The following is a 15,282-nucleotide window of genomic DNA, read 5'->3' on the forward strand; positions in this document are numbered from 1 at the left end:
GTGGCATCGACGATGAGGGCATTGATCCGCAGAGGTGAGTCCGCCATGGCCTGATCCTTTCAGGGTGCGCGTCAGGGCAGGCATCAGGGCAGGCGTCAGGGCACGCAAGGCCGCGCACGGCGCCGCCACCCGCGACCGTGCGCGGCCGAAAATCCATCCGGCCGGTGGCCGGCCCGCCCGCTGGGGCGGCTGCCGGGCCGGGTGGGCATTCTGCCTGGTGTCGGCCGTGCGCTTCACCGCGACGCCAGGTGTGTTTCAACTAGAGTGGGGCCAGGAGGTGATCCTGTGCCCAACGAGCAGGACAAGCTGTTCGCATCGGTCGACGCGCTGCTGGAGCATGTGGCGGACCAGGATGCGCTGCCGGATCCGGCGGAACGCCGGCGGCTGCGTGAGGCGGGCGGCCTGAGCCAGGATCAGGTGGCGCGTGCCCTGTCGGTACGGCGGGAGACGGTGACGAGCTGGGAGGTGGGCAGGACCGAGCCGCGGCCGCCCAAACGCGCCGCATACGCCCGGCTCTTGGAGGGCCTCGCCGCTCGCTATCCAGCTGACGACCCCGCCACGGCCGGCCGCCCCGCGCCGACGGTGCCGGAGGCCTCCGCGCCGACCGCCGCGCCGCAGACCCTCGCCCCCGAACCCGCCATCCCGGCCCCGGCCGCCCCGGCACAGGCACCCGTACAGGCACCGCCCCCGCCTGCCGCCGACGCTGCGCCCAACCCGGCCGGCCACACCGAGCCGCCGCCTCCGTCACGGCGACCGGCCGCGAAGAACACCCCGTGGAGCAACGGCCCGCGGAAGAACGACCCACCGAAAAACTCCCCACCGAAAAACTCCCCACCGAAAAACACCCCGCCGAGAAACGTCGCACTGAAAGACGCTCCGACGAAGAAGCCCGCCGATGCTCCGACCGACACCGACCCGCGCTTCGCCCACGGACCGCTGGGCGTGCTGGACGAGGACGGTTCGCTGTACTGCGTCGGCGGCCTGGTCCTCGACTGCCCGGCGAAGTCCCTCCCGGCGCTGGTCGAATGGACGCTGTCCGAGGCGAAGCTCGGTGCACCGCGCCTGCACCGGTCCGGCAAGGACGCCGACCCGCTGATCGTGCTGACCGCTGCGGCCGCCGGACGCCTCGGTCTGCCGGCCGAACTGGAGGACCGGCGCGGTCTGCGCCTGCCCGAGGACCACCCGGTGATCAAGCAGCTGGCGCGTGCCGAGTGGAAGCTGACCCGGCGCGGCTTCGGTCCCTGGGCACGCATCTACCGGCCCACGGAGGGCGGCCGACGCCAGTGCGTCCAGCTGGCCGTCCTGCCGTGGGGCGCGCTCGATGAGCGTTCCTGGGGTGCCACGGGGCAACTGCCGCCGGCCGACGTCGCCGCGGTCCTCGGCTCCTACGCCCAGCGCGTCATCACACCGCTCGGTTCGACCGCCGTATGCGGCCTGGAACTGATGACCGCGCTGCGCCCGCCGACCCGCGCCGTCAAGAACGCGTCCGGATCCTGGGTGTCGGGTCCGATGCCGGGCTCGCTCACGGAAGCGGTGGATCCGGCGCCGCCCGAGGCACCGATGGAACATCCCGTCGTTGCCGCCTGCTACCCCCGCTTCCACGAACGCACCCCCGACCAGGTCGTCGACGAGGAGGCTTACGACTGGTTCCGCCCCCTCACCGACGAGGAGTGCACCGCGGGCTACACCCACGCGGTCGGCCTCGACGTGAACATGGCGTTCGCCGCGGCCGCCAACCGTCTCCTCGTCGGCCTCGGCCCCGCCACCCATGAGAAGCGCCCCGACTTCGATCCGAAACTGCCCGGTTCGTGGCTCGTGGACCTGTCCCACCTCGACCTCGACCCCCGCCTCCCGTCCCCGTTCACCCCGAAGGGCATCCGTCCGACCGGGCCGGCCTGGTATTCGACCTCCACCGTCGCCTACGCCGTGGAACTCGGTGCCCGGGTACAGCCGACAGAGGCGTATGTCCGCCTTGAGAGCGGCGCCTACCTCGACCCCTGGTACACCAGACTGCGCGACGCCTACATGGCCACCATGGCCGACCTCGGCGTCACCAGCGGCATGACCGACGAGGACTTCCTCGCCGCCATGGCCCGCCACAAGAACGTCGACCCGGGCCGGGCCGCGGTGCTCTCCGCCATCAAATCCAGCGTCAAGGGCGGCATCGGCAAGCTCCGCGAACGCCCGCAGAGCGCGAGGCACAAGCACGGCGAGCGCTGGCCGGCCCTGGAACGCCCGACGTGGAGCCCGCACATCCGGGCGGAGCTGATCGGCAAGGCCCGCACCAACATGCATCGCAAGATGACCAGGCTCGCCGCCGCCGGCCTGTTCCCCGTGGCGGTGCTGTCCGACTGCGCCGTCTACCTCTCCCGGGGCCCCTCGCCGCTCGACGTCCTTCCGTACACCCCCGAAGGCAAGCCGGTGCCGGGCGGGTTCCGGCTCGGGGTGTCCCCTGGCATGGTCAAGCACGAGGGCACCCAGGATTTCCTGTGGCTGGCTTCGATGATCGAGGACGAGCAGAGCAATCCCGCCCGGCACATCAAGGGCACCGACGCCGCCGCCGACGGAGAGTAGACCAGCGCGATGGGCATCATCCAGGACAGCCTCGACAAGGCCGCGGAGCACACCACCACCCGACCCATCCCCAAGTCGGGGCCGGCGCAGATGCGGTTCCTGGTCAAGACGGAGAAGGGCTCCACCAAGGCCGTTGCCGAGCTGCTCGGCATCTCGCAGCGTACGGTCGAGCGCTACGTCAAGGCGCAGATCAAGCGGCCCCGCAAGGACCTCGCCGCACGTATAGAGCGGGAGGTCCGCAAGCGGTGGCAGCCGCGGGTCCGCGAGCGGGCGAGGAAGCGGGCGGCGACCACCGACGGCATCGTCATCGAGACCCGGGCCCGCTTCGGCTTCACCGCCGCCCCCGGCTCGACCGACGACGGCCGGATCCGCCTCATCACCCAGGCCCTGCCGCCGGCCTATGCGGCCCGACTGTTCGACGCGCAGGCCGCCGGCGCCGCCGAGCAGGAACTGCAGAACATCGCCGCCGAGGGCCTGCAGGAGATCTACTTCAAGGACCGCGGCCGTCGCGCCGACGGCCTCCTGGTCGAGTTCACCGACATCGACTACGTAGAACTCGACTACTGATCTTTGCATTCGCGAGGGCCGGGACCTTCCTCCTGCTGCTGCCTGGGCGGCGGCGCTGAACGACGTTCGGCCCGCTGTCAGTGGGTGGGGCTACCGTGCCTAGACACGAGCCCAGCGCGAGTAAAGGAAGGAAGATCATGACCATATTGGAGAACCGGCCGAACACCGCGCTCCTTGTCGTCGACGTGCAGAAGGGCGTCGTCGAAGGTGTCCACCAGCGCGACGTGGTCGTCGCGAACGTCGCCAGCCTCGTCGAGCGGGCGCGGCGGGAACGGGTCCCGGTCATCTGGGTCCAGCACTCCGACGAGGAACTCACGAGGGGGAGCGACGACTGGCGGATCGTCCCGGAGCTCACTCCAGAGGACACGGAGCCGCTCGTCGAGAAGAGCTACGGGGACTCCTTCGAGGACACCACTCTGGAGACCGTGCTGTCGGGACTCGGTGTTGGGCGGATCGTCGTCGTCGGCGCGGAGACCGACGCGTGCGTCCGCTCGACGCTCCACGGCGCGTTCGCCAGGGGGTACGACGCGACCCTGGTCAGCGACGCCCACACGACGGGCGACAAGACAACATGGGGCGCGCCGCCGCCGAGCCAGGTCATCGCGCATACGAACCTGTACTGGACCTACCAGACGGCGCCGGGGCGGACGGCTGGGGCGGTCGAGACCAAGGACGTCGATTTCGGCGGCGCACCCTGACTCACCCGCAGCTTCATGGAGGGGACAGGTCGGACATGGTGCCTGCCCTGAAGGAGGACGAGTCGCAACAGATGGCAGAAAGCTCCTCCCGCCGTGTCCGCGAGGGCCTCGGTCACGCGCCGACGTAGGCCGCGAGGTGCTCGCCGGTGAGGGTGGAACGGGCGGCGACGAGGTCGGAGGGTGTGCCCTCGAAGACGATCCGGCCGCCGTCGTGGCCGGCGCCGGGGCCGAGGTCGATGATCCAGTCGGCGTGCGCCATGACCGCCTGGTGGTGCTCGACGACGATGACCGACTTGCCGGAGTCGACGAGCCGGTCGAGCAGGCCGAGCAACTGCTCGACGTCGGCGAGATGCAGGCCGGCGGTCGGCTCGTCGAGGACGTAGACGCCGCCCTTCTCGGCCATGTGGGTCGCCAGCTTGAGCCGCTGCCGCTCGCCGCCGGACAGCGTGGTGAGCGGCTGCCCGAGGGTGAGGTAGCCGAGCCCGACGTCGGCGAGCCGGCCGAGGATGCGGTGTGCGGCCGGCGTGGGAGCCTCACCGGTGCCGAAGAACTCCTCGGCCTCGGTCACCGACATCGCGAGCACCTCGCTGATGTCGCGGCCGCCGAGGTGGTGGTCGAGGACCGAGGCCTGGAACCGCTTCCCGTCGCACTCCTCGCAGGTGGTGGCGACGCCGGCCATCATCGCCAGGTCGGTGTAGAGGACGCCGGCGCCGTTGCAGGTGGGGCAGGCCCCCTCGGAGTTGGCGCTGAACAGCGCCGGCTTCACGCCGTTGGCCTTCGCGAACGCCTTGCGGATCGGGTCGAGCAGTCCGGTGTACGTCGCCGGGTTGCTCCGCCGCGAGCCGCGGATCGCGGTCTGGTCGATCGACACCACACCCGCGCCGGCGGCCCCCGACTGTTGACCCAGTGACCCGTGCACGAGTGAGCTCTTGCCGGAGCCGGCGACGCCGGTGACGACGGCCAGCACTCCGAGGGGGATGTCGACGTCGACGCCGCGCAGGTTGTGCGTCGTCGCGCCGCGGATCTCCAGCGAGCCGGTGGGCGTGCGCACCGTCCCCTTGAGGGCGGCCCGGTCGTCGAGATGGCGGCCGGTGACGGTGCCGCCGCTCCGCAGCCTCTCCACGGTGCCCTCGAAGCAGACCGTGCCGCCCGCCGTACCGGCGCCGGGGCCGAGGTCGACGACATGGTCCGCGATCGCTATCACCTCCGGCTTGTGCTCCACGACGAGCACCGTGTTGCCCTTGTCCCGCAGCCGCAGCAGCAGGTCGTTCATCCGCTGGATGTCATGCGGGTGGAGGCCGATGGTGGGCTCGTCGAAGACGTAGGTGACGTCGGTGAGCGAGGATCCGAGGTGGCGGATCATCTTGACGCGCTGCGCCTCGCCGCCGGACAGCGTGCCCGACGGTCGGTCGAGCGAGAGGTAACCGAGCCCGATCTCCACGAACGACTCAAGGGTGTGCCGCAACTTGGCGAGCAACGGCGCCACCGACGGCTCGTCGAGGCCGCGGACCCATTCGGCCAGGTCGCTGATCTGCATCGCGCAGGCGTCGGCGATGCTGATCCGCTTGATCTTCGACGACCGGGCCGCCTCGCTGAGCCGGGTGCCGTCGCATTCGGGGCAGCTGGTGAAGGTGACCGCCCGCTCCACGAACGCCCGGATGTGCGGCTGCATCGCCTCCTTGTCCTTGGACAGGATCGATTTCTGGATCTTGGGGATCAGCCCCTCGTAGGTGAGGTTCACGCCCTCGACCTTGACCTTGGTCGGCTCCCGGTAGAGGAAGTCCTGCATCTCCTTCTTGGTGTACTTGCGGATCGGCTTGTGCGGGTCGAGGAGGCCCGACTCGGCGTAGACCCGTACGGTCCAGAAGCTGTCGGACTTCCAGCCGGGGATGGTGAACGCGCCCTCGGCGATCGACTTGGAGTCGTCGTAGAGCTGGGTGAGGTCGATGTCGGAGACCGTGCCCCGGCCTTCGCAACGAGTACACATGCCGCCGGTGCGGGTGAAGGTCACGGCCTTGGCCTTGGTGCCGGCGCCGCGTTCGACCGTGATCGCGCCGCTCGCCCGGACCGAGGCGACATTGAAGGCGAACGCGTTGGGCGAGCCGATGTGCGGCTGCCCGAGCCGGCTGAAGAGAATGCGCAGCATCGCGTTGGCGTCGGTGACGGTGCCGACCGTGGAGCGTGGGTCGGCACCCATCCGCTGCTGGTCGACGATGATCGCGGTCGTCAGCCCTTCGAGCACATCGACCTCGGGCCGCGCCAGCGTCGGCATGAAGCCCTGCACGAAGGCGCTGTAGGTCTCGTTGATCATCCGCTGCGACTCCGCGGCGATCGTACTGAACACCAGAGAGCTCTTGCCCGAGCCGGAGACACCGGTGAACACCGTCAGCCGGCGCTTCGGGATCTCGACGCTGACGTCCTTGAGGTTGTTCTCGCGGGCGCCGTGCACGCGGATCAGACCGTGGCTGTCGGCAACGTGCAGCGCAGGCGACTGCGAATCCGTCCTCGCGGCTATGCTCATCGTGTCTCCCTCTGTAGGGCGCGCGCCGCCTTCGCGGCATCCGCCGGCGTCGCCTGGCTCGATCTGGTCAGCTTAAGCAGTAGGTCTGGTTCTTCTTCGCCGCGGTCCATGGAGCCTTGCGGCTCGGCCCGGCCCGGCCCCGCGCTCCCCGGCCTCGCCCCGCGGCCACGCGTCGCGCGGGGCAGAGGCTGCAGCCCCATCAGCGGCCGTCGCACACCAGCTCTCGGCCGGACCAGCTCGTTCACCTCGCGCCAAGCCTGGGTACGGCGCGGGGAGAGGCAAAACCAGTGGTACGGCGTGGCCGGCGGACGCGGGTGTCGCAACGACGCTGCGAGCGGGGCGGAGGGCGGCTGGCACTCATCGGCGGACGGGTACTGATCGGCGGACCGGTCCTGACCGGCGGGCTGGAACTGACTCCGGCAGGGCCGGTACTCATCGGTCCTGAAGCAGCCCGAGGACGTTGCCATCGGGGTCGGTGACGGTGGCCACGAGGCGGCCGCCGCCGACGTCGCGCGCGGGCTCCTTCACGGTGGCACCCGCCGCGGTCAGCTCGGCCAGCTTCGCCTCGATGTCCGGCACGTGCCAGTAGGCCACCGGCGAGGTCATGCCCTGCGGTCCACCGCCCGGCACCAGCCCGATGTGCTGGCCCGCGACATCGAAGCCGACGTAGTAGGACTCGTCGGCCTGCGGCGGTACGCCGAGCAGGGCGGTGTACACCTCCTTGGCCGCCGCCAGGTCGGAAACGGGATGCAGCACGGTCTTGATTCCCTGGGTGGAAGAGCCGGTCATGGTCACTCCTGAGGTAGTGGGTCTGGACGGGATGGTCTGGCTCGGAGACGAACGGGGGGTGGGGAAAGCGGGGAATCCGCACATCGACCGCCCGATCGCCCCAGATGGCGGGTCGGCCGCTGGCTGTCTTAACCGGGTCGGGCCCGCAACAGATGGAGGACCACCGGGACGACCTCGGGGCGGTCGCAAGAGAAGGCCAGGGATGCGTCCGGGGCGTCGTGCGGGAGGAAACTCGCGTGCAGGGTGATGTCCATGGCGGTCACGCTAGCGCCCTGAGCCCGATATTCGTCGTTGCCTGTGGATAAGTCGTTTCAAGGCTCTCCGCACCGTGGTGACGGCCGGTGCCGAGCCGACAGCGACTCCACCCCAACGGATCGTTCCCTCCCACGCCTGCCGACCACAGGTGAGGAACTCCGGTCGGCCGCGATGCCAGGTTCCGAGGAGCGTCGTCAGTGGTGGCCGGTGGCGGCCGGACACGCCGCACACAGAGATCCGGGGACGCCACACACAAAGATCCGGGGACGCCACACACAAAGATCCGGGCACGCCACACACAAAGAGAGGGCAAAGAAGCGGCCTTGGTCGAGTGTGTGCGCTGCGCATCCCCTCGGCCGGGGGAGGACGGCAGCCACGCGGGACCGACCGTCGTTTCCAGGGTTTGTGTCCGCCTCACCATGCGGATTCCATTGTCCAACGAGCCTTGTGAGAGGGCCCGTTGACTGCCAAGGTCACCGGTGTCGCCAGCCTGCGCGTCTCCGACACCTGACGCATGCCGCACACCCACACCGCATTCACGGACACCACGGACACCCGAAACCGCCACCCCCCGACACCTGATACCCGACACCGACGCCGACCGCCCGGCGCCCGAGGCCGATCCCGACCGCACACCGGGACGCAGCGGGGCCGCCGGCACCCCGGACGCCTGCTGGCAGGGCGTCCGCCGACTTCCGCCGGCCCCCTCACACCGCATGTCCGGCGCCGCCCCAGGAGGAACCATCGCCGCCCCCGCCACTCCGCGCCGACCCGCCACCGAGGCGATCAGCCACCGCCTGAACACGGTGCCCGCCCCGGTGCTCGTCCTGGGCGGATTGCTCGGACTCCAGGGCGGCGCCGCGTTGACCACCAGCCTGTACCCGCTTGTGGGGCCGGCGGGCGTCGTGGCGCTCCGTCTGGTGCTCGCGGCCGTGCTGTTGGTCGCCCTATGGCGCCCGGGATGGCGCTGGGACCGCAGGACGTGGCGCCTGGCCCTGGGCGCCGGCACCCTGATCGCCGTCCATCACCTCAGCTATTACGAGGCGGTGGACCGGGTCCCGCTGGGCGCAGCGACGACGATGGAGTTCATCGGTCCGTTCGCCCTCGCGCTCGCCGGATCCCGCCGGCCGGCCGACCTTTTGTGGGCCGCGCTGGCTGCCACCGGCGTCGTACTCCTCAGCCACTCCGGTGTCCCGATGAACGGGGCCGGCCTCCTCTTCGGGCTCCTCGCCGGAGGCTGCTGGGGCGGCTACATCCTCGTCGGAAAGCAGCTCGCAGCGCATCTTCCGGATGGCCGCGGCCTCGCGCTCGCCGTGAGCTGGGGCGCGCTGCTGAGTCTGCCGTACGGCATCCTCCAGGCCGGCACACGGCTGCTCGACCCCCGAACACTGTCCATCGCCGCCGCGGTGGCCGTCCTCTCCAGCGAGCTGCCCTACTCCTTCCAGATGGCGGCTCTGCGCCGTCTGCCGCCGGGCGTCTTCGGGGTGCTCACCAGCCTCGAACCCGCGGTGGGGGCCGTCATCGGCCTGTCGTTCCTCGGCCAGCACCTAGCCCCGCAGCAATGGACCGGAGTGGCGGCGGTGGCGCTGGCCTCGGTCGGCACCGTCGGCCGGGGGACGCGTGCGGCCTGACCCTCCACGCGCAAGCGAGGGAGGCGGTCCATCCCCGCATCCGCCACGGTGCGCAGATCCGGCCGGTGCACCGGTAGCCCGAATGCCGGCCAGTGCACCGGCATCCCGGAACGCACGACCATCGGCGGTTCAGTGAACGGAGAACCCGCCGTCGACGAAGACCGCCTGCCCGGTGACGTACGCAGACGCACGGCTCGCCAGGAACACCGCCGCGCCGGCGAAGTCCTCCGCCAGCCCATTGCGCCCGACCATCGTGCGCGCCGCCAGCGCCGCGACCTTCTCGGGGTCGGACGACAGCCGCTGATTGAGCGGCGTCATCACAAACCCTGGCACGAGCGTGTTGCAGGTGACGCCGAACGGAGACCATGCCTCCGCCTGCGAACGGGCCAGCGACTCCAACGCCCCCTTGGAGACGCCGTACGCGCCACTCTGGACGAACGCGCGATGCGCCTGCTGCGAGGTGATGTGGACGATGCGCCCGTAGCCCCGTTCGGCCATGCCGGGCCCGAAGCGCTGTCCCAGCAGATGAGGCGCTTCAAGGTTCACCGCCATCGTGGTGTCCCAGACCTCGTCGTCCAATTCCCCTATCGGCGGCCGCAGATTGACCCCGGCACAGTTGACGAGGATGTCGGGCTCCCCGAACGCTTCGACCGCTTCCTCGGCCGCCGCGCGCACCCCGTCTCGCGTGCTGAGGTCCGCGCTCACCCATGCCGCCCGGCAGCCCTGAGCCGTCAGTTCATCTACGGTGGCGGCCAGTTCGGCCTTCCTGCGCGCCACGATCACCACACTCGCCCCTGCACGCGCGAGGGCCTCGGTGATGGCCCGGCCGATGCCGGAACTACCGCCGGTCACCACCGCCACCCGGCCGTCCAGCGAAAACAATTCAGAGAGGTACGCCTGCGAGGTCATGCCTGAACCTTATGGCTGGTGGTGCCGGACCGGCTGGCCGGGGCCGCATCAGACGGCTTTCCTGAACGAACGGAAGGCAGGACTGCTCAGCTAGGCGGTTTCGTTCGGACACCGGGCCGACCACACGACGATGCCTGCGCCTCGGACCCGCCCTGGACTCGGACCCGCAGTGGACGGGCCCCTTGTTGCGGGCCCCGGCCGCGTGCCGGACAGCGCGCACCACGGTGGAGTCCCCCGGGACGGCTCAGCTCAGATCCTCGTCGGTGTCGGTGTCGGTGTCGGTGTCGGCGTCGGCGTCGGCCTGGTCTGGCAGCACGGTGAGCCCCGCTCCCAGCCATCTGTCGCCACATGACCTGTGCCGAGCACGGCTCAAGGTCTTGTCCCGGCCTCCGCTGCCTGGTCTTCTGTACGCCGGGTGATCCGTCACGCGTGCGCCGTCCGGTTGCCCACGCAGCCGGAGAGGCACGGGACAGCGGAGGAGAACGGCGTGGAATCAGCGGCCGGGCAGGACATACGCGGCACTCTGCCCGAGGGACTCGGTGCGGCCATACGCGAGACCGCCGACGAGATCGCCGCGCTGCTGCGCCGCGACACCGACATGGAGCGTCCGGTACCCGGGTCGGAATGGAACGTCGGGGAGGCGGCAGCGCATCTGGCGCAGGCCAACGAACTGATGGCCGACGTCGCGGCAGGGCACGTACGCAGTTACGGCGACGGCACGCCGCAGAGCCTCGCGGCGGCCAACGAGCGTGCGCTCGCCGAGTTCGACGAGCGTGGAGCCGAGCCGCTGGCCGCGATGATCGTGGCGCAGGCTGATGCTTACCTGAAGGCGGTGCAGGGGAGCGCCATTGCGGGAACCGTCGTTACCCCGCTGGGACCGATGGGCCCGGACGTACTGGGGTCCTACCTGCTCACGCACATGCTTGGCCACGGCTACGATCTCGCCCGGGCACTGGGTCGTCCACACATGATCAACCGTGCCCGTGTCGAGCTGACCCTGCCGTTCATGATCACGGCCATGCCACGGGTGACCGACACCGCCCGTACGGCCGGGCTGGCCGCCCGCTATGCGGTCCGCTTGTGGGGTGGTGCCCGATTCGGCGTGACAGTGACCAACGGCGCGGTGTCCGTGGGCGCGCAGCCGCCGGCCCGCCCGGACTGCACCATCGTCACCGAGCCGGTCACCTTCCTCCTCATGGCACTCGGCCGCCGCGACCAGTGGAGCGCCATGGCCCGGGGCCACATCCTCGCCTGGGGCCGCAAGCCCTGGCTCGCTCCCCGCTTCCCGACCCTCTTCAAGGCTCCCTGAACACAACGGCGAGCGGGCAGGCCCCAGTTGCACACAGCCGACCGATGGCCTTCAGGCGCGGACGGCCGGCCCAGCCCGCCGGTCAGCAGGGCAGGTTCGGTCAGCGCGGCGCCCGGCTGCGACGGCGATCCGTCCACGATCCGCGCGAGGCCAGGCGCTCGGGCCAGGTGTTGCACTGCTGCGGTATCCCCGCCGGGGACGGCTCACGCCGGTGCGGTGCTCGTCATCTCCTGCTGAAGCCAAGGCGACAAGAAGGGAATGGCGAGGAGCGCGAAGAGGCCATGGGAGGTGGAGCATGTGGCCTGAGACAGTGTTTCGCGCTTCTAGTCATTTCGCCGTCGCCGGCGCCAGCTTGGAATCCCAATGGAAAGGACCGCATCGATTACGGCACCAAACGGTACGGATGAAACGAGTGCCACGGTCAGTGCCTCTGTGGCGATTCCTTGTGTGTATTCCGAATCGATTTCGCGGGGATGCACGTTGATGATCGGGATATCGCACTCAAGGATTGGTTTCGCTCCGTCTACGAGGAGCGCATACGTGATGGATTGCCTGCTGCGAATGAGGGTGGGTGCCGCCTCAATGGCAGTGGCCTTGATCGCCAGTTTCGGTGCCTTGAGTGATTCGGGTACGCATGTGCTGCTGAGGTGGGCAATGATCCGTACTCCGAGATCGCAGCGGATACTCCTACCGCCATCGAAGTCGGTGCTGGGGATATCTTTCCTTCCCCTGTTGATCAAGGTCACTTGAAGTACGTGCGGATCGGTAAGAACCTCTCCACGATGTCGCAACTCCAGGTCTTGGCGTACGCCTTCCGGAGCGCTCAGGAGGGGGGTCGGATTTGACATCCCGTAGAGGAACTGACGCTTTGGGTCCTTGAACCGCCACGTGTAAACCCCCCAGCTGAGCGCAAGGAGGGCAATGACTGCTGTAGCAGCCTTCCAAAAGGCATCGGAGTTGTACCACTCCCCAGCGAGCAACATGCGTAGTATCAAAGCATGTTGCTAGGGGTAGGCGCACGCTCTTCGCCCAAGGGGATGGGGCTTTCGGTATCCACGGGCCCATGTCGAGCGGCGTAGATCGCCGGCGGGGAACGGGAACGAGGTCACAGGACTACCGTTATGGCCGGCCTCGGCGCCGGCGTTGATGGCGCGGACGTGGTCACCTCGACTGGCCACTGCTACCCCCTCGTTCAGATTTCGGTTCTGCTGATTGCCGCGGGTCTCCGGGGCATCTGCTGGGGTTGTGGCCTCACCACACCGGGCCTTTCATCCGTCGGTGCCCGTTCCCTCTACCGCGGCGACGTCGCGCGGGGGGGGGCTGACCAGTGGGTCATCGCGTAGGTCCGCATCGCCAGGACAACGCACGCGAGTTCGTCGGACTGCCCGGCTGAGCCTCGTAATCTGCCGAGGGCCTTGCCCATTTGGCGAATCCGGTAGTGGTGCCCGTCGAGGCTGCGGCATTGTCGTCTTCGGCGCCTCGGTCGAGGGCGTCTCGGGTGCGGGTGGAGCTGCTGGAGGGCGCCATGGGTGAGCGGGAGACGTGGACGACGGAGGAGTTCGGCTCTTCCCACGAGGGCGCGGTCGGCGTGCTTCTGGCCGACGGTTCCGTCCCGGCCTCCGTCTTTTTCGGGATGAGCTCCGGTGTGGGCGGAGAGTCGGTGTCGCAGTGGAGCGTCTATGACGGCGCGTCCGCGCACGGACCGCGGGCGGCCGCGTTGCGCGCGGTGTGTTCCTGCGGCTGGAATGGCCCGGAGCGCCGGCTGGACTGGGGGGTGATCGGCGAGCGGAAGCTTGTCGAGGCGGCGGGCGGCACGGCGGACACCTGCATGGAGGACTGGGACGCGCACACTGCCGAGGTGGAAGATTCGGCCATTCCCCTGCCGGAGGCGGTCACCGCCTTGCTGGCCCAGCTGCAGGAGGAGGTCGAGAAGCTGGCGAAGACCTCACCGCTCGCGGCCGTGCGGGCAGCCCGCCGGCTGGAGGTGACCGCCGGACAGGTCGGGTACTGGCCGGCCCACCATGCCAGGCGGGACACGACAGTCGAACAGGCCGCCGCCGCCCTCGGGCTGAACGAGGACGCGGCGCGGAAGCTGATGGCCCGCTTCGGCGGCTGGAGTCCCTACCGCTGAGCACCGGCCAGCCGCCCGAGCCGACGGCCGGGCGCTCGTCGCCCAGCCCGTTGCCTGGCCCGGCTGTGGGAGTGAGCAACCCTGCCTGCTCTGCCGGGTAGTCGACTTCCTAGACTGACGCCGTCTCAAAAGTTTGATCGGAGCACGACATGCGTCGCCTCATTATCGCCCCCGTCCTTGTGGCAGTCGCCGCCTTCGCACTCGCCGGGTGCGCGCAGGACTTTGGCAAAGGCCCTGAAGGCCGGGTCACCAAGAAGGCCAAGGACGGGAAGAAGCTCTACTTGGTCGTCGATCCCACGAAGGAGGGCAAGGAGACGAAATTCCGGGTCAGCAAGTACGACTACCACGACTGCTACCGGGGCTCGAAGTACCCCAAGTGCATTGACGATTAGCCCACGAAGCCCTATCTACTCGGTCCCATCTTCCAGGTGTCCGAGACGGGCATAGCCTCCAGCGCGAGTGCGCTCACCAACTCGTGCGCCTGTCCGGGGAGAAGCCGAGGCAGCCAAGGCGACGTACACACAGCTGGCCATTCGTAGCGGCCGGTCCGGGACCGCATCCCCTGTCGTAGAGGGCCGCACGAGTGGCTCCCCCCGTACGTTTCAGAACCTCGCGTGTAGATCTGTGCCATGCCGCGAGGTCAGGCAGTGCCCGCTGGGGCTGAGCCGCTCGCAGCCTGTCAGTTTCAACGGCCGGGAATGTGCCGGCGTGCGGGGCGTGTTTTTGAACCGCGGGGTTCGGGGGCCTCTTGGAGCAGATGGTGCGATGAGGGGGTTAGGACCTGTCCTGCGGATCATGTGACCGTCGCGGCCTCGGGCCGTTGGCACGGCCATGGGGCGGGGAGATCTGACGGATCGACTGGTCGATGGTGAGCGTGGACTCCACGTTCTGCCGTGCCCACCAGCACGCCGCCGGGGCCCGCAAGAATCCCCCGCGGCATCTTCCACGGCGCCGTCACAGACGCCTCGATCCGTCTCTGGCTCCGCTCGTGATCCGCCGACTCGCTAGTCGTCCGAACCGGCAGATGACGGCGGTACCTCGACGACGAAGAACAGGAAGCAGGTTTTGGACGAAAGGTCATGGAACTCGTCGGGGAACAGCTCACGGGCGGCCGGGTCGGGCTGCGGCTCACTGATGGTGGAAAGACGGAAGCCGGCGGTGGTGAAGGCATCAATCATCGCGTGCAATGGCTTGCGCCAGAACCTCATCGGGACAGACTGCCCGTTGAACGTCCAGTTGAAGGAATAGCTGGTGGTCGCAAAGTAGTCGGGCCGAGGATCCTGGATCGTGTAGGCCACGAATGGGTGGTCCACCGACGCAATCAGTTGGCCGCCGGGCCTGAGCACTCGCCGCAACTCGGCCAGCGTCGGCCCCCAGTCCTCCAGATAGTGCAGCACCAGCGACGCGACCACGTCGTCAAACGCACCGTCGGCGAACGGCAGGCGGTGGCGCAGGTCAACCACGTGCAGGTCCACGTCGTCACCGAGCCGCCGCCTGGCCAGTGCCAGCATCCCGGCGCTGGCGTCGATGCCGGTGACGACCGCACCGCGATCGCGTAGTGCAGCGGTCAAAGGGCCCGAGCCACAGCCGGCATCCAGGATCCGACGGCCAGCCACGTCTCCGGCGAGGGCCAGCATCGCGGGCCGCTCGTAGTACGCGTTCACGAGGTTGTTCTCGTTCTCCGCTGAGTACGCCTGGGCGAAACTGTCGTAGTCATTCGCCTGGGCCGAATCTGCAGACGCAGACTGGATGAAGCTCTCGGGTACGTCGGTTAAGCGTTCCATCGTCGCAGCCTAGTTGTCACATGATTCGTCGGACAGGCCCTAGTGACCTGAGTCGGAGATTCGTCGGCAGTATGCAGCGACTTTGTCGAGGATCTCGTCGGCGGTCTTCGTCCA

15 protein-coding genes and 1 pseudogene are annotated in these 15,282 nt (G+C 69.1%); 8 read left to right on the top strand and 8 right to left on the bottom strand.

Annotated features, from left to right (window positions below; translation table 11 throughout):
* Positions 1–285 precede the first annotated feature (285 nt).
* The 3 genes from tap (at position 286) to EST54_RS21115 (ending at position 3,839) form a co-directional block, all read left to right on the top strand.
* Positions 286–2,574, top strand: a complete 2,289-nt coding sequence (tap, locus tag EST54_RS21105) for a telomere-associated protein Tap (RefSeq protein WP_129249196.1) — start codon at positions 286–288, stop codon at positions 2,572–2,574.
* Positions 2,575–2,583: 9 nt separating this feature from the next.
* On the top strand, positions 2,584–3,141 hold the full coding sequence (gene tpg, locus EST54_RS21110; protein ID WP_129249197.1) for a telomere-protecting terminal protein Tpg: 558 nt from the start codon (positions 2,584–2,586) through the stop codon (positions 3,139–3,141).
* Between the two features lie 137 nt (positions 3,142–3,278).
* Positions 3,279–3,839 carry an isochorismatase family protein gene (locus EST54_RS21115; RefSeq protein WP_129249198.1) on the top strand — a complete coding sequence of 187 codons (561 nt, stop codon included), beginning with the start codon at positions 3,279–3,281 and terminating at the stop codon, positions 3,837–3,839.
* A gap of 112 nt (positions 3,840–3,951) precedes the next feature.
* On the opposite strand, the gene EST54_RS21120 is transcribed toward EST54_RS21115, so the two are convergent.
* The 3 genes from EST54_RS21120 to EST54_RS35930 all read right to left on the bottom strand — a co-directional run bounded on the left by EST54_RS21120 (position 3,952) and on the right by EST54_RS35930 (position 7,403).
* Positions 3,952–6,360 carry an ATP-binding cassette domain-containing protein gene (locus EST54_RS21120; RefSeq protein WP_129249199.1) on the bottom strand — a complete coding sequence of 803 codons (2,409 nt, stop codon included), beginning with the start codon at positions 6,358–6,360 and terminating at the stop codon, positions 3,952–3,954.
* Between the two features lie 432 nt (positions 6,361–6,792).
* Positions 6,793–7,149 (bottom strand): VOC family protein, encoded by a 357-nt coding sequence (locus tag EST54_RS21130; protein ID WP_129249200.1) that lies wholly within the window; start codon positions 7,147–7,149, stop codon positions 6,793–6,795.
* Positions 7,150–7,277: 128 nt separating this feature from the next.
* Positions 7,278–7,403: a hypothetical protein gene (locus EST54_RS35930; RefSeq protein ID WP_275416133.1), complete on the bottom strand. Its 126-nt coding sequence runs from the start codon at positions 7,401–7,403 to the stop codon at positions 7,278–7,280.
* 717 nt (positions 7,404–8,120) lie between these two features.
* Here EST54_RS35930 and EST54_RS21140 point away from each other — a divergent pair.
* Positions 8,121–9,035 (top strand): EamA family transporter, encoded by a 915-nt coding sequence (locus EST54_RS21140; RefSeq protein WP_129249201.1) that lies wholly within the window; start codon positions 8,121–8,123, stop codon positions 9,033–9,035.
* Between the two features lie 129 nt (positions 9,036–9,164).
* On the opposite strand, the gene EST54_RS21145 is transcribed toward EST54_RS21140, so the two are convergent.
* Both EST54_RS21145 and EST54_RS35935 read right to left on the bottom strand, forming a co-directional pair.
* Positions 9,165–9,944, bottom strand: a complete 780-nt coding sequence (locus tag EST54_RS21145; protein ID WP_129249202.1) for an SDR family NAD(P)-dependent oxidoreductase — start codon at positions 9,942–9,944, stop codon at positions 9,165–9,167.
* A 244-nt stretch (positions 9,945–10,188) separates the two neighbouring features.
* On the bottom strand, positions 10,189–10,317 hold the full coding sequence (locus EST54_RS35935) for a hypothetical protein (protein WP_275543277.1): 129 nt from the start codon (positions 10,315–10,317) through the stop codon (positions 10,189–10,191).
* 114 nt (positions 10,318–10,431) lie between these two features.
* On the opposite strand from EST54_RS35935, the gene EST54_RS21150 reads away from it, so the two are divergent.
* Positions 10,432–11,253 (top strand): maleylpyruvate isomerase family mycothiol-dependent enzyme, encoded by an 822-nt coding sequence (locus EST54_RS21150; RefSeq protein WP_129249203.1) that lies wholly within the window; start codon positions 10,432–10,434, stop codon positions 11,251–11,253.
* A 323-nt stretch (positions 11,254–11,576) separates the two neighbouring features.
* Here the strand turns inward: EST54_RS21150 and EST54_RS21155 are convergent, their stop codons facing one another.
* Positions 11,577–12,236, bottom strand: coding sequence for a hypothetical protein (locus tag EST54_RS21155; RefSeq protein ID WP_129249204.1), 660 nt, complete (start codon positions 12,234–12,236; stop codon positions 11,577–11,579).
* A 21-nt stretch (positions 12,237–12,257) separates the two neighbouring features.
* Entirely contained in the window at positions 12,258–12,431 is a 174-nt protein-coding gene (locus EST54_RS36260; RefSeq protein ID WP_372448265.1) for an Rmf/CrpP fold protein, read from the bottom strand.
* A gap of 320 nt (positions 12,432–12,751) precedes the next feature.
* Between EST54_RS36260 and EST54_RS21160 the strand changes: the two genes are divergently transcribed.
* The 3 genes and pseudogenes from EST54_RS21160 to EST54_RS36265 form a co-directional block, all read left to right on the top strand.
* Complete coding sequence (locus EST54_RS21160; protein ID WP_244942580.1) at positions 12,752–13,384, top strand: hypothetical protein; 633 nt, start codon at positions 12,752–12,754, stop codon at positions 13,382–13,384.
* A 149-nt stretch (positions 13,385–13,533) separates the two neighbouring features.
* On the top strand, positions 13,534–13,776 hold the full coding sequence (locus EST54_RS21165) for a hypothetical protein (RefSeq protein ID WP_129249205.1): 243 nt from the start codon (positions 13,534–13,536) through the stop codon (positions 13,774–13,776).
* Between the two features lie 458 nt (positions 13,777–14,234).
* Positions 14,235–14,363, top strand: a pseudogene (locus EST54_RS36265) (IS5/IS1182 family transposase); the annotation flags it as partial.
* 25 nt (positions 14,364–14,388) lie between these two features.
* On the opposite strand, the gene EST54_RS21170 reads toward EST54_RS36265, so the two are convergent.
* The gene (locus EST54_RS21170) at positions 14,389–15,168 is read right to left on the bottom strand and encodes a class I SAM-dependent methyltransferase (RefSeq protein WP_129249206.1); all 780 of its coding nucleotides are present in this window, start codon (positions 15,166–15,168) and stop codon (positions 14,389–14,391) included.
* Positions 15,169–15,282: the final 114 nt, after the last annotated feature.

The sequence above is a fragment of the Streptomyces sioyaensis genome (genome assembly GCF_004122735.1).
Lineage (GTDB): Bacteria > Actinomycetota > Actinomycetes > Streptomycetales > Streptomycetaceae > Streptomyces > Streptomyces sioyaensis.